This window comes from Bibersteinia trehalosi USDA-ARS-USMARC-188 (genome assembly GCF_000521725.1).
GTDB classification, from domain to species: Bacteria; Pseudomonadota; Gammaproteobacteria; order Enterobacterales; family Pasteurellaceae; genus Bibersteinia; species Bibersteinia trehalosi.
This window is the reverse complement of sequence record NZ_CP006954.1, coordinates 1,728,766-1,752,330: the sequence shown is the minus strand read 5'-3', so window position 1 is coordinate 1,752,330 and position 23,565 is coordinate 1,728,766. Positions and strand designations below refer to the sequence as shown.

The 23,565-nt window shown below is 41.6% G+C and carries 18 protein-coding genes and 1 pseudogene; 8 read left to right on the top strand and 11 right to left on the bottom strand.

Annotated features, from left to right (window positions below):
- Positions 1 to 14: 14 nt before the first annotated feature.
- Together ligA and zipA are read right to left on the bottom strand one after the other, a co-directional pair.
- Entirely contained in the window at positions 15 to 2,027 is a 2,013-nt protein-coding gene (ligA, locus tag F542_RS07960) for an NAD-dependent DNA ligase LigA (RefSeq protein WP_015432009.1), read from the bottom strand.
- A gap of 65 nt (positions 2,028 to 2,092) precedes the next feature.
- Positions 2,093 to 2,965 carry a cell division protein ZipA gene (zipA, locus tag F542_RS07955; protein ID WP_015432010.1) on the bottom strand — a complete coding sequence of 291 codons (873 nt, stop codon included), beginning with the start codon at positions 2,963 to 2,965 and terminating at the stop codon, positions 2,093 to 2,095.
- 109 nt (positions 2,966 to 3,074) lie between these two features.
- On the opposite strand from zipA, the gene cysZ reads away from it, so the two are divergent.
- On the top strand, positions 3,075 to 3,905 hold the full coding sequence (cysZ, locus tag F542_RS07950) for a sulfate transporter CysZ (protein WP_015432011.1): 831 nt from the start codon (positions 3,075 to 3,077) through the stop codon (positions 3,903 to 3,905).
- A gap of 31 nt (positions 3,906 to 3,936) precedes the next feature.
- Here cysZ and F542_RS07945 read toward each other — a convergent pair whose 3' ends face one another.
- The 8 genes from F542_RS07945 to nudE all read right to left on the bottom strand — a co-directional run bounded on the left by F542_RS07945 (position 3,937) and on the right by nudE (position 10,376).
- Positions 3,937 to 4,275: a hypothetical protein gene (locus tag F542_RS07945; protein ID WP_015432012.1), complete on the bottom strand. Its 339-nt coding sequence runs from the start codon at positions 4,273 to 4,275 to the stop codon at positions 3,937 to 3,939.
- A gap of 84 nt (positions 4,276 to 4,359) precedes the next feature.
- Positions 4,360 to 5,814 carry a decarboxylating NADP(+)-dependent phosphogluconate dehydrogenase gene (gene gnd / locus F542_RS07940; RefSeq protein ID WP_015432013.1) on the bottom strand — a complete coding sequence of 485 codons (1,455 nt, stop codon included), beginning with the start codon at positions 5,812 to 5,814 and terminating at the stop codon, positions 4,360 to 4,362.
- A 98-nt stretch (positions 5,815 to 5,912) separates the two neighbouring features.
- Positions 5,913 to 6,278: a hypothetical protein gene (locus tag F542_RS07935; RefSeq protein WP_015432014.1), complete on the bottom strand. Its 366-nt coding sequence runs from the start codon at positions 6,276 to 6,278 to the stop codon at positions 5,913 to 5,915.
- Positions 6,279 to 6,293: 15 nt separating this feature from the next.
- The gene (gene pgl / locus F542_RS07930; protein ID WP_025267253.1) at positions 6,294 to 6,992 is read right to left on the bottom strand and encodes a 6-phosphogluconolactonase; all 699 of its coding nucleotides are present in this window, start codon (positions 6,990 to 6,992) and stop codon (positions 6,294 to 6,296) included.
- A 78-nt stretch (positions 6,993 to 7,070) separates the two neighbouring features.
- Positions 7,071 to 8,558, bottom strand: coding sequence for a glucose-6-phosphate dehydrogenase (gene zwf, locus F542_RS07925; protein ID WP_015432016.1), 1,488 nt, complete (start codon positions 8,556 to 8,558; stop codon positions 7,071 to 7,073).
- Positions 8,559 to 8,580: 22 nt separating this feature from the next.
- Positions 8,581 to 9,399, bottom strand: coding sequence for a 3'(2'),5'-bisphosphate nucleotidase CysQ (gene cysQ, locus F542_RS07920; protein ID WP_015432017.1), 819 nt, complete (start codon positions 9,397 to 9,399; stop codon positions 8,581 to 8,583).
- 52 nt (positions 9,400 to 9,451) lie between these two features.
- Entirely contained in the window at positions 9,452 to 9,841 is a 390-nt protein-coding gene (locus F542_RS07915) for a hypothetical protein (RefSeq protein ID WP_025267252.1), read from the bottom strand.
- Positions 9,831 to 10,376, bottom strand: a complete 546-nt coding sequence (gene nudE, locus F542_RS07910) for an ADP compounds hydrolase NudE (protein ID WP_015432019.1) — start codon at positions 10,374 to 10,376, stop codon at positions 9,831 to 9,833. Before nudE ends, F542_RS07915 begins: the two co-directional genes overlap by 11 nt.
- Before the next feature lie 309 nt (positions 10,377 to 10,685).
- On the opposite strand from nudE, the gene focA reads away from it, so the two are divergent.
- The 4 genes and pseudogenes from focA (at position 10,686) to pflA (ending at position 16,280) form a co-directional block, all read left to right on the top strand.
- Positions 10,686 to 11,510, top strand: coding sequence for a formate transporter FocA (gene focA, locus F542_RS07905; protein ID WP_015432020.1), 825 nt, complete (start codon positions 10,686 to 10,688; stop codon positions 11,508 to 11,510).
- 149 nt (positions 11,511 to 11,659) lie between these two features.
- Positions 11,660 to 13,984 (top strand): formate C-acetyltransferase, encoded by a 2,325-nt coding sequence (gene pflB, locus F542_RS07900; RefSeq protein ID WP_015432021.1) that lies wholly within the window; start codon positions 11,660 to 11,662, stop codon positions 13,982 to 13,984.
- A gap of 170 nt (positions 13,985 to 14,154) precedes the next feature.
- Positions 14,155 to 15,426 (top strand): annotated as a pseudogene (gene hutW / locus F542_RS07895) (heme anaerobic degradation radical SAM methyltransferase ChuW/HutW); the annotation flags it as partial.
- Between the two features lie 116 nt (positions 15,427 to 15,542).
- Positions 15,543 to 16,280: a pyruvate formate lyase 1-activating protein gene (gene pflA, locus F542_RS07890; protein WP_015432023.1), complete on the top strand. Its 738-nt coding sequence runs from the start codon at positions 15,543 to 15,545 to the stop codon at positions 16,278 to 16,280.
- Between the two features lie 125 nt (positions 16,281 to 16,405).
- Here pflA and adhE read toward each other — a convergent pair whose 3' ends face one another.
- A complete protein-coding gene (gene adhE, locus F542_RS07885; RefSeq protein ID WP_025267251.1) occupies positions 16,406 to 19,024 on the bottom strand; it encodes a bifunctional acetaldehyde-CoA/alcohol dehydrogenase in 2,619 nt (872 codons plus the stop codon).
- A 299-nt stretch (positions 19,025 to 19,323) separates the two neighbouring features.
- On the opposite strand from adhE, the gene prlC reads away from it, so the two are divergent.
- From prlC to sucD, 3 genes are all read left to right on the top strand, one after another.
- Positions 19,324 to 21,354 (top strand): oligopeptidase A, encoded by a 2,031-nt coding sequence (gene prlC / locus F542_RS07880; protein WP_015432025.1) that lies wholly within the window; start codon positions 19,324 to 19,326, stop codon positions 21,352 to 21,354.
- Positions 21,355 to 21,501: 147 nt separating this feature from the next.
- A complete protein-coding gene (sucC, locus tag F542_RS07875; protein WP_015432026.1) occupies positions 21,502 to 22,668 on the top strand; it encodes an ADP-forming succinate--CoA ligase subunit beta in 1,167 nt (388 codons plus the stop codon).
- 1 nt (position 22,669) lies between these two features.
- Positions 22,670 to 23,539 carry a succinate--CoA ligase subunit alpha gene (sucD, locus tag F542_RS07870; RefSeq protein WP_015432027.1) on the top strand — a complete coding sequence of 290 codons (870 nt, stop codon included), beginning with the start codon at positions 22,670 to 22,672 and terminating at the stop codon, positions 23,537 to 23,539.
- Positions 23,540 to 23,565 lie beyond the last annotated feature (26 nt).

The following is a 23,565-nucleotide window of genomic DNA, read 5'->3' as shown; positions in this document are numbered from 1 at the left end:
TCTTTCTCCTAAAATTAAAGCTTTGCAAGTTGGATTAAATCTTGCTCGCTGAGTACTGGCACTCCTAACTCTTGTGCTTTAGCAAGTTTTGAACCTGCTTTTTCCCCTGCAATGAGATAATCCGTTTTGCTAGAAACACTACCAGACACTTTACAGCCCAAGCCTTGTAAAATAGCTTTGGCTTGATCTCGGGTAAGTTGGGTGAGTGTGCCTGTTAGCACGACAGTTTTATCTTTTAAAGGGTTATCTGCAATTTCTTGTTTTACCACATCTGACCAATTTACCCCTTGAGCAATTAAGTCTTCAACCACTTCCACATTATGAGGCTCTTGCCAGAAACGTACAATGCGGTTTGCCACCACTTCGCCCACATCTTGCACGGCTTGCAAATCATCAAAAGTGGCTTGGCGGATTTTATCTAGTGTACCGAAATGGTTAGCTAGATTTTGTGCGGTTGCCTCGCCGACATCACGAATCCCCAGTGCGAATAAGAAACGGGCAAGGGTCGTATTTTTGGCATTTTGGATACTGTTTAGTGCATTTTGTGCCGATTTTTCGCCCATTCGTTCTAAACGCATAAGTGTCGTGTGATCGAGTTTAAACAGATCTGCAGGGGTATGCACCAACTCACGTTCCATTAGCTGTTCGATCAGTTTTTCACCTACGCCATCAATATCCATCGCTTTACGGGAAACAAAATGTTTTAAGGCTTCTTTGCGTTGGGCTTCGCAGAATAAGCCACCAGTACAACGTGCTACGGCTTCGCCTTCCACCCGAACCACCGCAGAATTACACACGGGACAAGCGGTTGGAAATTCGATTTTTTTTGCAAAATCAGGGCGTCGTTCTAAGACCACGCCGACAATTTGTGGAATCACATCACCTGCACGGCGAATAATCACCGTATCGCCAATCGAAATGCCGAGCCGTTCAATTTCATCGCCATTGTGCAGTGTGGCATTGCTCACCGTTACGCCTGCGACAAATACCGGCTCTAATTTTGCCACTGGGGTAATTGCCCCTGTTCTGCCCACCTGAAATTCCACATCGTTTAGTACCGTCATCTCTTCTTGCGCGGGGAATTTATAGGCAATTGCCCAGCGTGGGGCACGAGAAATAAAGCCAAGCTGTTCTTGTAGAGCAATATCGTTCACTTTTAACACGGTGCCGTCAATATCATAGCCGAGTGAGCTGCGCTTTTGTCCGATAGTGTGATAGAAATCAAGTAATGCTTGTTTACCTTTAGCAAGGCGAATTTCATTGTTTACTGCTAAGCCTAGCTCTTTCAGCCATTGTAAACGGGCATGATGGGTGCTTGGTAATTCATCATCACTTTCAAAAATACCGATACTGTAAGCATTAAGCATAAGCAAACGTTGGCGAGTGATTTTAGGGTCGAGCTGACGTAGCGAACCTGCTGCCGCATTGCGAGGGTTGGCAAAGGTTTTTTCGCCTTTTTCTAGTGCGGTTTGATTGAGTTTTTCAAAACCATTATGCGGCATAAAGACTTCACCACGCACCTCTAAACGGTGTGGCGGATTGTCAGTATTGAGTTTAAGCGGAATGTTACGAATAGTGCGGATATTCGCCGTAATATCCTCGCCTGTAGTGCCATCGCCACGAGTTGCCGCTTGGGTCAGAATACCGTCCACATAGAGAATACTCACGGCTAAACCGTCTAATTTTGGTTCGCAACAAAATTCCAATTTATTGGCATTAACCCCAATACGATCTTCAATCCTTTTTAGGAAACCATCTAAATCTTCCTCGTTAAAAGCGTTGTCGAGAGAAAGCATTGGTAATTCATGCTGAATTTGGGCAAAGCCATCGAGTGGTTTGGCTCCGACACGCTGAGTAGGTGAATCTGGCGTAATGAATTCAGGGTGTTGCCATTCTAGATTTTTCAGCTCATTCATTAAACGGTCGTACTCCGCATCGGGAACGAGAGGGTTATCTAAAACGTGGTAGTGATATTCATAGTTGCGTAAGGTTTTACGCAGTTGCTCTAATTGGGTTTGAATGCTCATTGGTAAAATACTTGATAAAAAAGACCGCTTGTTCAAGCGGTCAGGAAAATAGATTTTTTTACAAATTATTGGGCACGAATACGCTGCACATACTCTTGGCGAGAACGTTCATCAAAGATCTGTTGTTGATCATTTAATACAAATCCCCCGAGTGATTGTGCGAGGCTATCAGCTGTATTGATCATAATGCGTAAATTAGCCAAATCGTTAGTTGGTGATGGTAAGTGCATAAAGAAGACTAAGCCAACGGTTGCAAAGTTTTCGATGTTATTTAAATCGAACACACCTGGTTGCATCATATTGGCAACGCTAAAGAGTATTGGACTATCAGTGTTATCAATATGACGATGGAAAATATGGTATTCGCCATATTGCAAGCCTAAATTTTCTAAATGTTGTACCACATTTAAGCCGTTGAAATAGCCACCTTCTGGTGCGACAACATAGAGGGTTAGCATATTATTTTCAGACGTATTTTCTGTGCTATTCGGTTCTTGCACAGGCTCAGTTACGCTGTTTTCATTTTCACTCTGAAGGCGAATTTGGGTTTCTTCCACATATTCTGCTTGTGCAACAGGTTGTACTTCAACTTGCTGGGTAAAAATATTTGCTTGTGGCTGGGCAATATTATTTTCAGCTTGATTTGGTAGTTTAATATTGATTTCACGAACCTGATTATCAATTTCTTGCTGCTCAGCTTGCCAACGCTCAGGACTATCAAATTCATTGGCTTGAGTTTGCTGGCTAAAGCCCTCTGGTTTTAATGTGCTAGGAATTTCCGCATTGCTTTGTGAGCCGACAGGGGCTGATACGGGGCGAGTCGAAAAAGTATTGGAGAAAACCCGTGATTTTTCACGACGTGCAGACCATAGACTGTAGCCCACTAAAAACGCAATTAGTAACCCAGCTAGAATAAAGAAAAGCGTTGATGTTTCCATTTTGTCCTCATAGCTCAAATAATCATCAGAATAAGATTTTCACACTTTGCGAAAAACGTTGCATAGCTTACCATACTTCTCTTCAAATTTTGAGAACAAAAGGTTGAATATGTCTTCTGTATTTAATACACCAGAAAGCCAAGCAGGCTTAGGGTTACAATATTTTATACATGGCTGGAAATTGATTTTCCAACGCCAATTACTGCCATTTGTTATTTTTCCTATATTGATTAATGCGCTTTTGATGGCAGGTTTAATTTGGCTTTTCTTTGCCAACATCGGTGGGTTACTGGAAAGTCTTCTGCCTTCGTGGTTGGAGTGGCTTAGTGTTGTCCTTATTCCACTTATCTTTTTGCTGATTTTAGTTGGCTTTTACTTTGCTTTTACCACGTTAGCTAATTTTATTGCAGCCCCCTTTAATGCATTATTAGCCGAAAAAGTTGAGCAACAGCTCACAGGGGAAAATTTAGCAGAAATGCGTTTTACTGAATTACTTAAAGATGTGCCAAGAATGTTAGCTCGGGAATGGCGCAAAATGCTCTATAGCTTACCACGGCTGCTTGCTCTGTTTATTCTTGGGTTTATTCCTGTATTGGGGCAAACTGTTGTGCCTGTGCTGGCTTTTATTTTTAGTGCGTGGCTACTGGCGATTCAGTATTGCGACTACCCGTTTGATAATCACAAAATTAGTTTTGCCAGAATGCGAAACGCATTGAAGGAACAGCGAGTGATGAATTTTACTTTTGGGGCATTGGTTAGTTTGTTTACGGTAATTCCATTTATTAATTTGGCTGTTATGCCTGTGGCGGTTTGTGGGGCAACAGCAATGTGGGTAGGGGAGTACCGAAATTTCTTTCTTGATAAAACAAATGATGGATTAGCCTACCAAAAGCCATCTTTACAAGATAAACGGCAACGCGGTATTGTGCCAAAAGCATAAATAAAGGCGGAAAATACCGCCTTTTAGTTAATCAATGTGTTTTGGAGTGATTGGCAGGTTTTTCAAAGCCTTTTGCTTTTAAACAAGCTTCAAATTTTGCCATATCGTCTTTACTCGTTAAGCCTTGATGGCACTCTTTCATTGCTTTTGCTAATTCAGGGTTTGAGTGATGATGCATTGGCGGATGGTTTTTAGGCATTTCAAAACCACGTTGTGCTAAGCAATTATGCACAGCCTCGTGTCCTTGGTGTGCTTTGTGGCACTCTTGAATCGCTGTTTCTAATGCTTGATTGTGGTGTGGGTTTGCTGGCTCTTGAGAGCAAGCGGTTAAAGCAAAAATAATGCTGGATAGTGCAAATAATTTTTTCATAGATAAACTCCAAATATAGAAAGAAAATGAAATTTTAATGAAAAAAGAGGGGAAAATAAATTCCCCTCTTAGCTATTGTATTAATTACACATCGTAGGTGGTTGATGCTGTGTTACCGCCACGACCTGTCCAGTTAGTATGGAAGAACTCGCCGCGTGGTTTGTCGGTACGTTCATAAGTGTGCGCACCAAAGTAGTCACGTTGTGCTTGCAGTAAGTTTGCTGGCACACGCTCTGAAGTATAACCGTCTAAGAACGTGATCGCAGACGCCATACATGGCATTGGGATACCTACTTCGATAGACTTCGCTACCACTTTACGCCAGTCTGCCATCGCATTTTCTAAAATGCCTTTAAAGTAATCGTCTGAACCTAAGAATACTAAGTCTGGATTTGCTTCATACGCATCACGAATATTGCCTAAGAAACGGCTACGAATGATACAGCCTTCACGCCATAAAAGTGCGGTTGCACCATAGTTTATATCCCAACCAAACTGTTCAGACGCTTCACGAATCAGCATAAAGCCTTGTGCGTAAGAGATGATTTTTGACGCAAGTAACGCACGACGTACCGCTTCAATCCACACTTTTTTATCGCCTTCAACAGGGTTGATCGTTTTGTTGAATAATTTAGAAGCTGCCACACGTTGATCTTTGAATGAAGAGACGCAACGAGCAAATACTGATTCAGTGATTAGGGTTAATGGGATACCGAAATCTAACGCATTGATACCAGTCCATTTACCTGTGCCTTTTTGACCAGCGGTATCTAAGATTTTCTCAACTAACGGTGTGCCGTCTTCGTCTTTGTAACCTAAGATATCGGTGGTGATGTCGATTAAATAGCTGTCTAATTCAGTTTTTTTCCACTCTTGGAAAATCGCTTGCATTTCATCGTAGCTTAAACCTAAACCGTCTTTTAAGAATTGGTAAGCTTCGCAAATTAACTGCATATCACCGTATTCGATACCGTTGTGAACCATTTTCACAAAGTGGCCCGCACCTTCTTTACCCACCCAGTCACAGCAAGGCTCGCCTTTGTCGGTTTTCGCTGAAATTGCTTGTAAAATCGGTTTAACGTGTTCCCACGCTTCAATGTTACCGCCCGGCATAATTGAAGGCCCGTGACGTGCACCTTCTTCACCGCCTGAAACACCGGTACCGATAAAACGAATACCTTTCGCCGCTAAATCTTTAACACGACGGTTTGAATCAGGGTAGTTTGAGTTACCACCATCAATAATGATGTCGCCTTCTTCTAAGTGCGGTAGTAATGCATCAATAAATTGATCCACTACTTCACCGGCACGCACCATTAACATCACTTTACGCGGTTTTTCTAATTTCGCCGCTAAATCTTCTAACGAATAAGCACCGATAATATTTGTGCCTTTCGCCGCACCTGCTAAGAACTCATCCACTTTTGAAGTAGTACGGTTATACGCTACCACTTTAAAGCCGTTGTCGTTCATATTTAAAATTAAATTTTGGCCCATTACCGCTAAACCGATAACGCCGATATCGCCTTTTTGTGACATTGTTTGCTCCTATTGTTTTTGATTCTATGCAAGCGGTCAAATTGGTAAACTTTTTTGCAAATTTGACCGCTTGTTAATATTTATTGACCTAAAATAAATTACACTGCCATTTGGCTGTGTAATGCCGCTGTATCTATTTCAATAATTTGGGATTGCCCCGTTTCCAATGTATCAAGCCATTGCCAATGCTCATAGCCAACTAATTTTCCATTTTCCATAGAAAATGTTGTTACACAATGCCCGAGACGATTTTCTAATTGATGATTTAAATGTTGGTAACTAAACTTAATTTGGCTATCTGAAATCCATTTACCAATTAAAAATCCCTTTAAAATTTCCCCACCGTGATATTCAGCCCAAATGACGTTGTCTTGCTGAAAATAGAAGAAACGGGTTTGATTACTCACTTCACCGTTCTTACTATTTTGCAAAGCTGTAAAGATTTTATTGTTAAGGTTGAACATAGCTAAAACTTGTTGTTAAAGATCTTTCGCAGCCTCACTATCCAAATACCATTCTGTTACTCCCTCTTTCGCCTGAATTTTGGCTGCTGGATAAGGTAGATTTTCTGCTGGCGTGGTTTGGATTTCTTTTAAAATTTCCGCTTTGCTTGCCCCTGTGACCAAGTAAGTGATCCGTTTGGCTTTTCCAATTAAAGAAGCGGTTTTGGAAATGCGGATTTGCCCTGTTTCAGGGTGTTTGGCAATCACGGCAACATTTTGATCGTTGAAATCGGTTTGATGTGGGAAAAGTGAAGCGGTGTGTCCGTCGGTTCCCATGCCTAAAATAATCCAATCAAACGCCAAATTCGGCACACAAGCGGTCAATTCTTGCGAAAATCTTGCAAGTTCTTGTTCCGCATTTTCTTCACCACGAATGCGGTGAATATTTTCGCTTGGAATGTCGATGTGATCGAACAGTAATTTCTGCACTTCGCCGTAGTTACTTTCGGGATTGCTTGGTGCAACCATTCGATCATCGCCCCACCAAAAGTGTAGATTTTGCCATTGAATTTCGGTATTAAACGGGGATTGAGCTAAGGTTTTGAATAATAATTTGGGGGTTGAACCACCAGAAAGGGAAATATGTACAGGACGGTTTTGATGACTGTATTCGATAAACTCTTTAGCAATTTGTTCTACCGCTGCTTGTGCGGTGGGGAAAATTTGGGTATTCATTTGATGTTCCATTTGTGAGGGCGTATGTCATACGTCCTTTTGTGATTATGGGCGTACGATGTACGCCCCTACAACCATTTAAACTTTTTTCTTCATTAATCCTGACGGTTTACGCCATACTTTACCGTGTTTAGCGATTAATTTATCTGCTTCAGAGGGACCCCAGGTGCCAGCTTCATATTCATAGACCCTGCCACTTTTAGCTTTGTAATCTAAGATTGGTTGCACAAAACGCCAGCAAGCGTGTACTGCATCTGTTCGGGCAAATAAGGTCGCATCCCCTTTAATTGCATCAAGTAGTAAACGTTCGTAAGCCGTTAATAAACTAGAAGCCGAACTGAGATCTGCATAACGGAAGTCCATTGAGACTTCTTTTGCTTCGAAACCTGCTCCTGGTTTTTTCAAGCCGAAACGCATTGAGATCCCTTCATCGGGTTGAATGCGGATAATCAATTTATTATCGGGTGCATTTTGACTAAATACGGGGTGTGGCGTAGTTTTAAAGTGAATTACCACTTCGGTGACTCGGGCCGGTAAACGCTTACCTGTACGAACATAGAACGGTACGCCTGCCCAGCGCCAGTTGTCGATTTCACAACGTAATGCCATATAGGTTTCGGTGTTTGAATCAGCCGGTACGCCTTTCTCTTCTAAGTATGCAAGAACTTCTTCTCCATCAACCTTACCACGAGCATATTGCCCTAACACAAGGTTATTTTTGATATCATCACTTGAAAGCGGGTGTAAGCAGTGTAGTACTTTTGCGACTTCATCACGCATTGAATCAGCATTGATAATTGCAGGCGGTTCCATTGCCACCATTGCTAAAACTTGTAGTAAATGATTTTGGAACATATCACGCATTGCACCAGAGCCATCGTAGTAACCGCCACGCTCTTCAACACCGATACTCTCCGCTCCCGTAATTTCTACATAATCAATAAAGTTACGGTTCCAAAGCGGTTCAAACAAACCATTAGAAAAACGTAGCACTAATAAGTTTTGCACAGTCTCTTTGCCAAGATAGTGGTCAATACGATAGATTTGGTGTTCAGCAAAATATTTATGAATTTGAATGTCGAGCGCTTTAGCTGTTTCAATATCATAGCCAAATGGTTTTTCCACAATAATGCGTTTCCAGCCATTTTCTTCGGTGGTTAAGCCATGAGCTGCAAGACACTCTGGAATTACACCATAGAGGCTTGGTGGGGTAGAAAGATAGTAAAGGGTATTACCTTGAGTTTGGTAGATTTCGTGCAGTTCGCTTAAGCGTGGGAGTAATTTGGCATAGTCTGCAGCATCAGCAGTATTTACTGCTTGATAGTAAAGATGTTCGCAAAATTTTTCTAAAATTTCACCGCTTGCGTTTTCTGATTTTTGCAGGGCATTGAACATTTTTTCACGAAAACTGATGTCATTTAATTCCGAACGAGCAACGCCGAGTACAGAAAAGTTTTCGGATAGTCTGCCAATACGGTAAAGATGAAAAAGGGCAGGAATTAACTTGCGGTAAGTCAGATCGCCTGACGCACCAAAAATCACAATGCAGGTATTATCTGCGTTCATAAAAGCTCTCCTAAAAATAGATTTACTGGCGATGAAAAGCGAATACTTGTTGCCAGTTATATTGTTTGTTCCCAACCATAATAAACGGTGGGTTAATAAAGGTCTCACGCTGGTTATAAGTTAGCGGTAGAAAGTTTAAATCAAAAATTTCACCACCACATTCTGCTAGTAAAATTTCGGGCACAGCCGTATCCCATTCTCCAGTTGCTCCTAAGCGGATATAGCAATCAGCTTTGCCTTCTGCGACTAAGCCTGCCTTGAGACTACAGGAGCCAAAGCGAGTGAAGTTAGCTTGGTAAGGGGGCAAAATTGCGGGCTCAATTTTTTGGATATTTACGCTCCCAATAGTAATTTGTAAGCGGTGCTTTTCTGGTAATTTTTTGCAAATACCGGATAAGTGAGTGCGGATACCATTTTCCAATAGAAAAGCCCCTTGTCCTTTTAAGGCAAAATAGGTTTTATTTAGAATTGGGGAATGGATAACGCCAAGCACTGGTCGATTGTGTTGCACTAGGCCAATTACGACTGAAAATTGATCAGTGCGATCGATAAATTGTTGTGTGCCATCAAGGGGATCAATTAGCCAGTATTCTTGCCATTGACTGCGTTCACTCAGAGGAATTTTTTGCCCTTCTTCAGAAAGAATAGGAATATTTGGCGTTAATTGTTGCAGTTGTTCGATAACAAACTGGCTAACAAAAAGATCTGCTTCTGTAACGGGGGTGTGATCGGCTTTAATTTGTACTTCAACCGCGCAAGCATAGAAACGCTTTAAGTGCTCACCTGCTTGTTGTGCAATGTGGAGAACCTGATCAAGAAGTGTTTGATTTAATTGCTGCATAAAACCCCCGGAAAGAAACGGCATATCATACCGTAAATTTAGTGAAATGTCGTTAATGACTTGAACGTTTGCGTAGGAATAAGCGTAAGCATAACAATGCATACATCATGGCTGCCAAGGCGTAGCTGAAAGTATAGAGTAAGAGCATTAAACTATGTTCAATCAATGAAATATCTGTTTCAGGCTTGCTAATGGCAAAAGGAATGATGATTAAGCCATAAAGAAAAAAGATTAAGCCGCTAAAAAATGCGATAGGAAAGAGATGCTGGCGATGATAATTAAATTTAACGCAAATAAGTGCAAAGAAAAAAGCTGGTATAGCAACACTGCAAAAAACTATCGCAAAATTAGTCAGCGAAAAATGGCCAAAAACACCAGTCAGTAAGAAAAATGTGAGTTGGCTAAGAAGGGGAAAAATCCAGAGAATTGCCTTATTGTGCATTTTTTAGGTACTCTTTTAATAAAAATAATGCGGAAAGATTACGCGACTCTCCAAAATTTGGATCGGCAAGTAGCTCATCTATTTTTTCTAGCGGATAATGAATAATCTCAAGTGGTTCTGGTTCATCTCCTTCCAGTTGAGAAGGATAGAGATCTTGAGCAACAAAGAGATGCATTAGTCCATACATATGGCTTGGGCCGCTATAAAGTGGGCGAAGAGGTTCAATTTTCCGAGCAGCAAATCCGATCTCTTCTTGTAACTCACGATTAGCACTTTCAATGGGCGCTTCACCTTGATCTACAATTCCCTTGGGAAAGGTCAATTCATAACGTTCAGGACCAACTGCATACTCTTTTACAAAGATAATGTGGTTATTGTGGATCGGGACAATCATCACTGAACTCCGTCGCTGCGGAGTTAAACGTTCATAGGTGCGCTCAGCACCATTAGAAAAACGTAGTTCAACAGATTGCACTTCGAAAATAGCGGTTTTAGCGATAACTTTTACATCAAGAATTTCTGGCACTTGCTTCATTTATTGTCCTTGTTAAGTGTATTCGATACACATTTTAGCTTAAAAATGCTTAGATGCTCTAGGGCTATTGATAATTACAATTAAATTGCATAATTCTTCGGGTTGATGGGAATTGTGATTTCTTGACCGATTTGTTTGTGAACTAAATGTTGTTTTTTTGTATCCAAAAAGTAATCGTTTGCTTGGTTTTGGGCATGGTTTGATATGGATCAAGAAAAAATGTGATGAAGTTCACATTTCATTTGAGCGTAAAATGTGCCCTCATTATAATTCCACCAGTTTTAATTATTTTTTCATTACTTAAAATAAATGTATTCTCCTACCGAAATGGCAAAAATTGCTGAAGATGCAGCAGTTGCTAAAGCCACCAAACATCAATTCTATTCTTTTATTTCTGCGATTACCGCAGGGGCATTTATTGCCATTGCGTTTGTTTTTTATGCGACTAGCCAAGTAGGAGCCAGCGAATTACCGTGGGGTGTAGCAAAGGTTTTAGGTGGTGTGGTGTTTTCATTAGGTGTCACAATGTGCGTGGTGTTTGGTGCAGAGCTTTTTACTTCAAGCACAATGACAGTGATTGCCAAAGCAAGCAAACGTATTACCCTTGCTCAAATGTTGAAAAACTGGGGAGTGGTTTATCTAGGCAACTTTATTGGGGCGATTTTAATCGTACTACTCACTTGGTTTAGCGGTGAAATAATGGCGGCAAAAGGGCAATGGGGATTGGTCATTTTAAACACCGCTCAACATAAAATTCATCACACTGCTTTTGAAGCTTTCAATCTGGGAATTTTTTGTAATTTAATGGTGTGTATTGCCGTATGGATGGCTTATGCGGGCAAGTCATTAACCGATAAAGCCTTTATTATGGTATTACCGATTGCAATGTTTGTTTCGGGCGGTTTTGAACACTGTGTGGCAAATATGTTTATGATTCCAATGGGGATTTTGGTTCATAGTGCGGCAGGCCCTGAATTTTGGGCAATGATTGGTATTGAGCCAGCTCAGTTTGCCGATTTAACTGTAGCGAATTTTATTAGCAAAAACTTAATTTGGGCGACACTGGGTAACATTGTCGGTGGTGCATTCTTTATTGCAATGGTGCAGTGGTTTTTGCATTTGAGAAAGCATTAGAAATCTCCCCTCTTTGCTAAAGAGAGGGATCAGGGCAAGGTGGAATAAAAATTTCCAACAAGCGGTCAAATTTTGTAGATTTTTGACAAAAACATACCGCTTGTCATTCATAATTATCAACACTTATTTTTATTTAACGAGGACTTAAAATGACTCAATTAAATGAAGCTCAACAACAAGCGTGGGCAGGTTTTGCTGGTGGCGATTGGCAAACCGAAGTCAATGTACGTGACTTTATTCAAAAAAACTATACGCCATATGAAGGTGATGAATCATTCCTAGCAGACGCGACCGAAGCGACAACCAAACTTTGGAATGATGTGATGGAAATGATCAAAGTGGAAAACAAAACCCACGAGCCGTACGACATTGATACGGATACGCCATCAACCATTACTTCACACGCACCGGGTTATATCAATAAAGATTTAGAAAAAATCGTAGGTCTTCAAACGGATGCCCCATTAAAACGTGCAATTATGCCATTTGGTGGTATCAATATGGTGAAAGGCTCTTGTAAAGTTTATCGTCGTGAGCTTAAACCAGAAATTGAACATATCTTTACTGAATACCGTAAAACTCATAACCAAGGGGTATTTGATGTTTACACCCCAGATATTTTACGCTGCCGTAAATCAGGCGTAATTACTGGCTTACCAGATGCTTACGGTCGTGGCCGTATCATTGGGGATTATCGCCGTATGGCACTTTACGGTGCAGACTTCTTAATGGCAGACAAAAAACGCCAATTCGATTCACTTCAAGCTCGTCTTGAAGCTGGTCAAGATATCCAAGCGACAATCCAATTACGTGAAGAAATCGCAGAGCAACACCGTGCATTAGGTAAAATGAAAGAGATGGCAGCAAGTTACGGCTATGACATTTCTAAACCAGCAACCAACGCTCAAGAAGCGGTACAATGGGTTTACTTCGCATACTTAGCGGCGGTGAAATCACAAAATGGTGCAGCAATGTCTTTCGGTCGTGTTTCTACCTTCTTAGACATCTACATTGAGCGTGATTTAAAAGCCGGCAAAATTACCGAGCAAGAAGCCCAAGAGTTAATGGATCACTTGGTGATGAAATTGCGTATGGTGCGTTTCTTACGTACTCCTGAATACGATCAATTATTCTCTGGTGACCCAATGTGGGCAACCGAAACCTTCGCAGGTATGGGCTTAGACGGTCGTACGTTAGTTACCAAAAACAGCTTCCGTTTATTGCATACCCTTTACACCATGGGGCCATCACCAGAGCCAAACTTAACTATTCTTTGGTCTGAAAGCCTACCAGACGGTTTCAAACGTTATGCGGCGAAAGTGTCTATTGAAACATCATCTGTACAATACGAAAACGATGATTTAATGCGTCCAGACTTCAACAACGATGACTATGCGATTGCGTGTTGCGTAAGCCCAATGGTGGTGGGTAAACAAATGCAATTCTTCGGTGCGCGTGCAAACTTAGCGAAAACCTTACTTTACGCAATCAATGGTGGTGTGGACGAGAAATCAGGCGACCAAGTTGGCCCGAAAACAGAGGCAATCACTAGCGAATACTTGGATTACGATGATGTAATGCAACGCTTAGACGGCTTTATGGACTGGCTTGCAACCCAATATGTGACGGCGTTAAACATCATTCACTTTATGCACGATAAATATGCGTATGAAGCCGCATTGATGGCATTACACGACCGTGATGTATTCCGCACAATGGCATGTGGTATCGCAGGTCTTTCTGTTGCGGCAGACTCACTTTCTGCAATCAAATATGCGAAAGTAAAACCAATTCGCAGTGATATTGAAATCAAAAATAAAGCAGGCGAAGTGATTGGTGTGGCGAAAAACGTGGCAACCGATTTTGAGATTGAAGGTGAATATCCACAATTTGGTAACAACGATAATCGTGTGGACGATATTGCGTGCGACTTAGTTGAACGCTTTATGAAGAAAATTCAAAAACTTCAAACTTACCGCAATGCAACCCCAACTCAATCTGTTTTAACCATCACATCAAACGTGGTTTACGGTAAAAAAACAGGTAACACTCCAGATGGTCGTCGTGCAGGTGCACCATTCGGTCCAGGTGCAAACCCAATGCACGGACGTGACCAAAAAGGTGCGGTAGCCTCATTAACTTCTGTGGCGAAATTACCATTTGCTTATGCGAAAGATGGTATTTCTTACACCTTCTCTATCGTACCAAATGCGTTAGGTAAAGATTTAGAAGCGCAAAAACGCAACCTTGCAGGCTTAATGGACGGTTATTTCCACCACGAGGCAGAAGTTGAAGGCGGTCAGCACTTAAACGTAAACGTGCTTAACCGTGAAATGTTGTTAGACGCAATGGAAAATCCGGAAAAATATCCGCAATTAACCATTCGTGTATCAGGTTATGCGGTACGTTTCAACTCTTTAACCAAAGAGCAACAAATGGACGTAATTACCCGTACTTTCACTGAGAGTATGTAATCCATTTTGTAAAATCTGAATGGTATTCAACCGCTTGTAGCCCAAGGTTACAAGCGGTTTTTTTATGTCGATTGTTAGCAAAATAGATAATCATTGATAGAAATCAATATCATTTATATTGTGTTCGGGTATAAAGCTCACTTTCATTCGTGTTATTGAGGACTCAAAGTATGATTACAACTCAAACTTGGCAGCCATGCCAAGCTGCACCAACGGCTTTTCCTGAGCGAAAAGCACTTATGCCAATTTGGGGAGGCGAAGCAGTCACACCAGAATTGTGGCAACAAGTATGGTTAAATGCGCGTAGTCGAGCGTTAAATGAAGATGCGCTTGCCTATATTCATATTCCATTTTGTGCAAGCCACTGTGTTTTTTGTGGTTTTTATCGGAATGCTTGGAAAGATGATTACAGCAAGATTTATACAGATAAATTGATAGAAGAACTTGCCTTTGAGCGCTCACTATCCCAAGGGAAAGGCAAAATTAAAGCCGTTTATTTTGGTGGCGGTACTCCAACAGCATTACATAAAGAAGATTTAGTACGTTTAATTCAAGCTTGTTATCACTATTTGCCCTTGGCTGATGATTGTGAATTTACTTTAGAAGGGCGCATTAGCCATTTTGATTTAGAAAAAGCAGCAGCTTGTGTAGAAGCCGGAGTCAATCGGATTTCCATTGGCGTGCAGACATTTAATTCGGCGTTGCGAAAACGCTTAGGACGTAAGCATAGTGGTGAGCAGGCTTATCATTATCTGGAAGCCTTATGTCAATTAAATGCTGTGATTATTGCAGATTTTATTTTTGGTTTACCTAACCAAAATGATGAAATTTGGGCGAAGGATATTGAGCTTGCGAGCCAGCTTCCTATTGCAGGCTTGGATATTTATGCTTTTAATAATTATCCATTTTTGCCAATTAACCGCCTAATTCAGCACGGTACTTTGCCACAGCCTGCTAGCGCTGAAATACAATCTCAGCACTATGCTTATGCGGTAGAGAAGTTAATACAAGCAAATTGGCAACAGGTGAGCAATAACCACTTTGCTTATCCTGGGCGAGGAGAGCGAAATTGGTATAATACGCTAGTTAAGTCAAATATGGATTGCTTAGCTTTTGGTGCTGGTGCTGGTGGTAATTTTGGCGGTTATAGTTTTCAAGTACAGGCATCCTTGCCAGAATATTTGGCTACAGAACCTCAACAGAAAGCCATTTCTTATTTGAGTAAGCATGGTGTAAATAAATCGTTATTGAGTGAGGTACAGCATAATATGGAACTGGGTATGATAGACACCTCACTTTTTCAAGGCAATCTACAAGCAATGCAATTACTGGATGAATGGCAGTCTTTGTCATTATTAAAAATCACTTCAGACGGAGTTGCGAAACTCAATACTAGTGGGCGTTACTGGTCACCTACACTGGTACGCCAACTTATGCTGACATTTTCAGATCATACACATCATTAACGTTAATGATTTGTCGGTAAGTGTAATAGTTCCGCGCCTTCTCTCATAAAATAACGTATAATAGCGCTAGTTGAAGTATAAAAAGGATATTTATGGCTATTGCACGTTATCACTCCTATGAATCTTGCGGTACAGTTGATGGACCGGGGATTCGTTTCATTCTCTTTTTACAAGGCTGCTTAATGCGTTGTAAATATTGTCACAATCGCGATACTTGGGATTTAGAAGGGGGAAAAGAAATCTCTGTTGAAGAGCTAATGAAAGAGGTTGTGACCTATAAGCATTTTATGCGGGCTACTGGTGGTGGTGTGACAGCATCAGGTGGTGAGGCTGTGCTACAAATGGAATTTGTTAGAGATTGGTTTCGAGCCTGTAAAGCCGAAGGGATCAACACTTGCTTAGATACGAATGGTTTTGTACGCCATTACAGTGAGTTAGTTGATGAAATGCTAGATGTAACAGACTTAGTCATGCTTGATCTCAAACAGCTCAATGAAGAGGTTCATAAAGATCTCATTGGGGTATCGAATAAACGGACGCTAGATTTTGCAAGGTATTTACAAAAACGCAATCAACGTACATGGATTCGTTATGTGGTTGTCCCTGGATATACTGATGCCGATGCCGATGTACATTTACTTGGGCAATTTATTCAAGGTATGGATAATATTGAACAAGTTGAATTGCTTCCTTACCACCGTTTAGGCGCGCATAAGTGGAAAACATTAGGCGAAGAATATGAGCTAGAAGATGTGCGTCCTCCGACAAAAGAGAGTCTTGAGCATATTAAATTGATCATTGAAAGTTACGGGCATAAAGTGAAGTTTTAAGAAAATTAAGGGAAAACAAGCGATTGTTTTCCCTTAATTTTTTGCAAAAAAGCGGGTAGAAATACCCGCTTGTACGGCATTTGGTGCATTGGCTACATAATGCCGTGCTTGTATTGTACTAAGCCTTATTTGCCATAGTAGGCTTTGGTCATTAACTCCTCCATATCCGCAACCATCGCAAGACGTGGGTTAGCAGGGGTACATTGGTCTTCAAAGGCGTTGAATGCCAGTTCTCGACGGGCTTCTAAGAACGCTTTTTCATCAATACCTTGCTCTTTTAATGACATTTTCACGCCACAGCGTACAGAAAGATCGTGCACTGCTTTCGCGTAAGATTCCACCCCTTCAGCAGGTGTGCTTGCTGGTAAGCCAAGCATGCGGGCAATATCTTGATAGCGGCGATCAGCCACATAATCAGTATATTTCGGCCAAGTTGCCACTTTGGTTGGGCGAGTACCGTTATAACGGATAACGTGTGGCAATAAGATAGCATTGGTACGACCGTGAATAGTATGGAATTTACCGCCAATTTTGTGTGCCATTGAGTGGCAAATACCAAGGAATGCATTAGCAAATGCCATACCTGCCATGGTTGAAGCGTTGTGCATTTTTTCACGTGCAACTTCATCAAATTCTTTGACCGATTTTTCAAGATTTTCAAAGACCAATTTAATCGCTTGTAATGCCAAGCCATCAGTATAATCATTTGCAAGCACAGAAACGTAAGCCTCTGTTGCATGTGTGAGCACATCTAAACCGGTATCAGCAGCAACTGCGGGTGGGACAGACATCACTAATGCAGGATCGACAATCGCGACTGTTGGCGTTAAAGAATAATCCGCAAGAGGATATTTAATGTCACCATCGGTAATCACTGCAAATGGAGTCACTTCAGAACCTGTACCCGAAGTGGTTGGGATCCCAACAAATTTGGCTTTGCGTCCTAATTGTGGGAATTTAAAGGCGCGTTTGCGAATATCCATAAATTTTTGCACTAAATCACGGAAATCGACTTCTGGTTGTTCATAGAAAAGCCACATCACTTTAGCGGCATCCATTGGTGAACCACCGCCTAATGCGATGATAGTATCTGGTTGGAAGCTACGCATAAGTTCTGTGCCTTTACGCACGGTTTCAATACTTGGGTTTGGCTCTACATCGCAGAACAGCTGGTAGGTAACTTTATTACGGCGTTGGCGTAATTGTTCGGTAATTCTATCGACAAAACCGAGATCGACCATTGCCCGGTCGGTGACGATCATGACTTTTTCCGCATCTTTCATTGATTTTAAATATTGAATAGAATCGCGCTCAAAGTAGATTTTTGATGGCACTTTAAACCACTGCATATTATTTCTCCGTCTGCCAACCCGTTTAATATTTAATAAGTTCACTGCACTTACATTGTTGCCCACAGAGTTTTTACCGTAAGAGCCACAACCTAATGTGAGTGATGGCAAGAATGAGTTATAAACATCACCAATACCACCAAAGGTAGAAGGCGAGTTCCAAATGACACGAATGGCTTTTACACGTTCCCCAAACGTTTTAGCAAGTTCGCTATTTTGGGTATGGATTGCCGCCGAATGTCCTAAGCCATGGAAATTCACCATTGCTTCAGCAAGTTGTAAACCGTGTTCGGTATTATCGGCTTTTAACAATGCTAAAACAGGCGAAAGTTTTTCACGGGTAAGTGGTTCAAGTTCGCCCACCTCTTTACACTCAGCCAATAAAATATTGGTATTTTTCGGCACAGAAAAGCCCGCTTGTTCTGCAATCCAAAAGGCAGATTTTCCCACTACTGCCGAATTTAATTTTGCGCCTGCACAGCTTGCTTTATCGGCTTTATCAACCCCGAAAATAAATTGTTCAAGCAGGGCTTTCTCTTTTTTATTCACTAAATATACGCCATAAGATTGCATCTCTTGTACAAACTCATTGTAGATCTCTTTATCTACAATAGCGGCTTGCTCAGAGGCACAAATCATACCGTTATCAAATGATTTTGACATTACAATGTCATACACCGCTTGTTTGAGTTTAGCACTTTTCTCTACATAGGCTGGCACATTGCCTGCTCCCACGCCCAGTGCTGGTTTACCACAAGAGTAAGCTGCTTCAACCATAGCATTTCCGCCAGTGGCAAGAATGGTCGCAATGCCTTTGTGTTTCATTAATAAAGATGTGCCTTCCATTGATGGGGTTTTAATCCATTGGATACAATTTTTTGGTGCACCTGCCGCAACAGCAGCATCATAGACAATTTGTGCTGCGTGTGCAGAGCATTGTTGTGCAGAAGGGTGGAAGGCAAAAACGATAGGGTTACGAGTTTTGAGAGCGATTAGTGCTTTGAAGATTGTGGTAGAGGTTGGATTGGTTGTTGGAGTGATACCACAAACGACCCCGACAGGATCGGCTATTTCAGTGATACCAGTGACATCGTCTTCACTAATTACACCTGCGGTTTTAAGATGCCGCATATTATTGACGACATATTCACAAGCGAAGAGGTTTTTAGTGGCTTTATCCTCAAATACCCCACGTCCTGTTTCTTCTACCGCATGTTGGGCAAGCACACCATGCTGATCAAGAGCGGCAACAGAGGCTTTCGCCACAATGTAATCGACTTGGGCTTGGTCAAGTAGACGGAAAGCATCCAATGCTTTAAGCCCGCGTTCAACCAGTTCATTAACTTCGACTTGAGCATCATACGGTTGAGCTTCAACCACTTTTTTTGCTGTCATTTTAGTTTCTCCATAAAGTTTTAAAATTATTTTACTGGTAAAAATAATACGCTTTTGGAGTAAAAATCCCACTGATTTCGCTGATTGTTTTTTATTCTTTTGCGTTGGATCAAATTTGGAAAAAACTGTAACTAAGCGGTAAGAAAAACGAGATATTTTGCTAACCCAGTTGTTACAAATTATTAGCGTTTTGCAAAAAACTGGCTGAAAGTGACCGCTTGAAATTCTATTATTCCTCTTGAAATTTCCATAAAATCCCCCAAACTATTGCCCGTTTTTGTTTCAAAAAAGGAATAACAATGACTAATCCACTTTTACACGTAACTGGCTTACCCAAATTCTCTGAAATTAAGCCAGAACATATTCAACCTGCCGTTGAGCTGTTAATTCAAGAAAATCGTGAAATCATTGAGCAAGTTGCCCAAATTGAAAATCCAACTTGGGAGAATTTTTATCTACCGCAAGTAATGGCAGGGGATAAACTCTCCCGTGCGTGGTCGCCTGTGGGGCATTTGAACTCAGTGAAAAATTCCCCTGAGTTGCGTGAGGCTTATCAAGCGTGTTTACCGTTGCTCTCTGAATTTGGCACTTGGGCAGGGCAACATCAAGGTTTATATCAAGGTTGGTTAAAACTTAAAAACAGCCCTGAGTTTGAAACTTATTCCATTGCTCAGAAAAAAGCGGTAGAAAATAGCTTGCGTGATTTTGAGCTTTCAGGCATTGGCTTGCCCGCAGAGAAACAGCAACGCTATGGCGAAATTGTCGCTCGCTTGTCCGAATTAAGTTCGCAATTTTCTAATAATGTACTTGATGCCACAATGGGCTGGGAAATCATTGTAGAAAATGCGGATGAATTAAAAGGCTTGCCAGAATCCGCCTTAGAAGCAGCAAAAGCGAGTGCTGAAAGCAAAGAAAAATCAGGCTATCGTTTTACCCTTGAATTTCCAAGCTATTTGCCAGTAATGACCTACTGCGAAAACCGTGAACTGCGTGAGAAAATGTATGCGGCATTTAACACTCGAGCGTCCGATCAGGGAGAAAACGCGGGTAAATGGGATAACTCAGCGAACATTGATGAAAAAATTAAACTGCGTTTGGAATTAGCAAATTTACTTGGCTTTGAAACTTATGCAGATTATTCCCTTGCCACTAAAATGGCGGAAAATCCACAACAAGTGGTAGCGTTCTTAGAAGATTTGGCTAAACGTTCAAAAGCACAGGGCGAAAAAGAGTTTGCGGAACTCAAAGCCTTTGCAGAAAAAGAATTTGGCGTAACCGAGCTTGCCCCTTGGGATATTGCCTTTTACAGCGAAAAGCAAAAACAGGCGTTATTCTCAATCAACGATGAAGAACTTCGTCCATACTTCCCCGAAAATCGAGTGCTTTCAGGTTTATTTGAGCTGATTAACCGCATTTTCGGTATGCGTGTGGAAGAGCAATTTGATGTGGACGTTTATCACCCTGATGTGCGTTTTTTCCATATTTTTGACGAAACCGACCGCTTGCGTGGTTCATTCTATTTAGATTTATACGCTCGTGAGCATAAGCGTGGCGGTGCGTGGATGGACGATTGTATCAACCAAAAACGCCTTGCAGATGGTTCATTACAAAAACCCGTGGCGTATTTAACCTGCAACTTTAATAAACCGATTGGCGACAAACCTGCGTTATTTACCCACGATGAAGTAACGACCCTTTTCCACGAATTCGGACACGGTATTCACCATATGCTTACTGAAATTGATGTGGGTGATGTTGCCGGCATTAACGGTGTGCCTTGGGACGCAGTGGAATTACCAAGCCAATTCTTAGAAAACTGGTGCTGGGAAGAAGACGCATTAGCCTTTATTTCAGGGCATTATGAAACGGGCGAACCTTTGCCAAAAGAAAAGCTCACCCAATTACTAAAAGCGAAAAACTTCCAAGCGGCAATGTTTGTCCTTCGTCAGCTACAATTCGGCTTGTTTGATTTCCGCCTACATATGGCAAAACCAAGTGAGGGCATTGTACTTGCAACGTTAAACAAGGTGCGTGATGAAGTGGCGGTTTTCTCAACGCCAGAATGGGTACGCACTCCACACAGTTTCAGCCATATTTTCGCCGGTGGCTATGCGGCAGGCTATTATAGCTATTTATGGGCTGAGGTACTTTCCGCAGATGCTTACTCTCGTTTTGAAGAAGAAGGTATCTTTAACCGTGAAGTGGGGCAATCTTTCCTTGATAACATTTTAACTCGTGGCGGTTCAGAAGAACCTATGGTCTTGTTTGAACGCTTCCGTGGACGCAAACCAAGCTTAGATGCGTTGTTAAGACATAAAGGTATTGCGTAAATTTAAAATAAAATCTTCCTGATATCTTTAGGAAGATTTTTTTATTTTTTGTGATCTGCTTAAAACTTCTGAAAATTGATTTAACATCTGATTAACAAATCGGATTATAATGCCAACGTTTTTTGATACAGCAACCAAGGGGATTGTATGAATCTACATGAGTATCAAGCAAAGAAAGTCTTTGCGCAATATCAACTCCCTGTGAGTAAGGGAATTGCTTGCTTTTCTGCCGATGAAATCGAAAAAGCAATTGAAACCTTAGGCGGTGAAGCATGGGTAGTCAAATGCCAAGTTCATGCGGGTGGACGTGGAAAAGCAGGGGGAGTTAAGCTGGTAAACAGCGTAACAGAAGCTCAAGCTTTTGCCGAGCAGTGGCTGGGGAAACATTTGGTGACATTTCAGACTACCGCAGAAGGTCAGCCTGTTAGTGCGATTTATGTAGAAGAGCCAAGTGATATTGAACGAGAGCTGTATTTGAGCGCGGTGATTGATCGTTCATCGCAGAAAATTGTATTTATGGCATCAAGTGCCGGTGGTATGAATATTGAGGATGTTGCAGCTAAAACGCCAGAACTGATTTTTAAAGCAACCCTAGATCCATTAGTCGGTGCAATGCCTTACCAAGGTAGAGAGCTTGCTTTTAAGCTTGGATTAAGTGGTGATCAAATTAAACAGTTTGTTCATCTTTTCACACAGCTTGGTAAGCTATTTGTAGAAAAAGATCTTGCACTTTTAGAGATTAATCCACTTGTTGTGACTAAAGCTGGTAATTTGCTTTGCTTAGATGCCAAAATGATCGTTGATGGCAATGCATTGTATCGTCAGCCAGAATTAGCGGCAATGAATGATCCAAGCCAAACTGATGCTCGCGAAGCGCTTGCAGAGAGTTTTCAGCTGAATTATGTTGCATTGGAAGGAAATATTGGTTGTATGGTCAATGGCGCAGGGCTAGCAATGGGAACAATGGATATTGTTAAATTGCATGGTGGGCAGCCTGCTAACTTCCTTGATGTAGGGGGAGGCGCCACGAAAGAACGTGTTGCTGAGGCCTTTAAGATCATTCTTTCCGATAAAGCAGTCAAAGCGATTTTAGTGAATATTTTTGGTGGTATTGTGCGCTGCGATTTAATTGCCGAAGGTGTGATAGCTGCGGTAAATGAAGTAGGAGTGGAGGTGCCGGTCATTGTACGCTTAGAAGGTAATAATGCACCACTTGGACGAGAAATTTTAGCCCAAAGTGGTTTAAATATTATCGCAGCGGAAAGTTTAACGGATGCAGCCGTATTCGCAGTAAAAGCAGCGGAGGGCAAATAAAATGTCAATTTTAATTAATAAAGATACCAAAGTGATTTGCCAAGGTTTCACTGGCGGGCAAGGGACTTTCCATTCGGAACAAGCTCTCGCTTATGGCACGCAGTTAGTTGGTGGTGTTTCACCGAATAAAGGCGGAACAACACATTTAGGACTTCCTGTATTTAACACCGTAAAAGAAGCCGTTGAAGCTACTGGCGCAACTGCAAGTGTTATCTATGTGCCAGCAGCAGGCTGTAAAGATGCTATTTTAGAGGCGATTGATGCAGGGATTCAGCTGGTTGTGTGTATTACAGAAGGCATTCCTACGCTTGATATGCTCGAAGTAAAACAACGCTTGAATCAAACTGGTGTGCGTATGATTGGGCCAAATTGCCCAGGGATTATTACACCAGATGAGTGCAAAATCGGTATAATGCCTGGACATATTCATAAAAAAGGTAAAATAGGTATTGTGTCGCGTTCGGGGACATTAACCTATGAAGCGGTAAAACAGACGACGGATTATGGCTTTGGACAATCAACCTGTGTGGGTATTGGCGGGGATCCTATTCCGGGATCTAGCTTTATTGATATCCTGAAATTATTCCAAGATGATCCTGAAACCGAAGCAATAGTGATGATTGGTGAAATTGGTGGTTCTGCCGAAGAAGAAGCTGCTGCTTTTATTAAAGCTAATGTAACCAAACCCGTCGTGAGTTATATTGCAGGTGTCACTGCGCCAAAAGGTAAGCGAATGGGGCATGCAGGAGCGATTATCAGTGGTGGAAAAGGCACGGCAGCGGAAAAATTTGCTGCGCTTGAAGCTGCCGGTGTAACCACGGTGAGAAGCCTAGCAGATATTGGCGAAGCACTACAGAAAGTATTAAAATAATCCAAACTTTAACTTTTTCAGCCCTT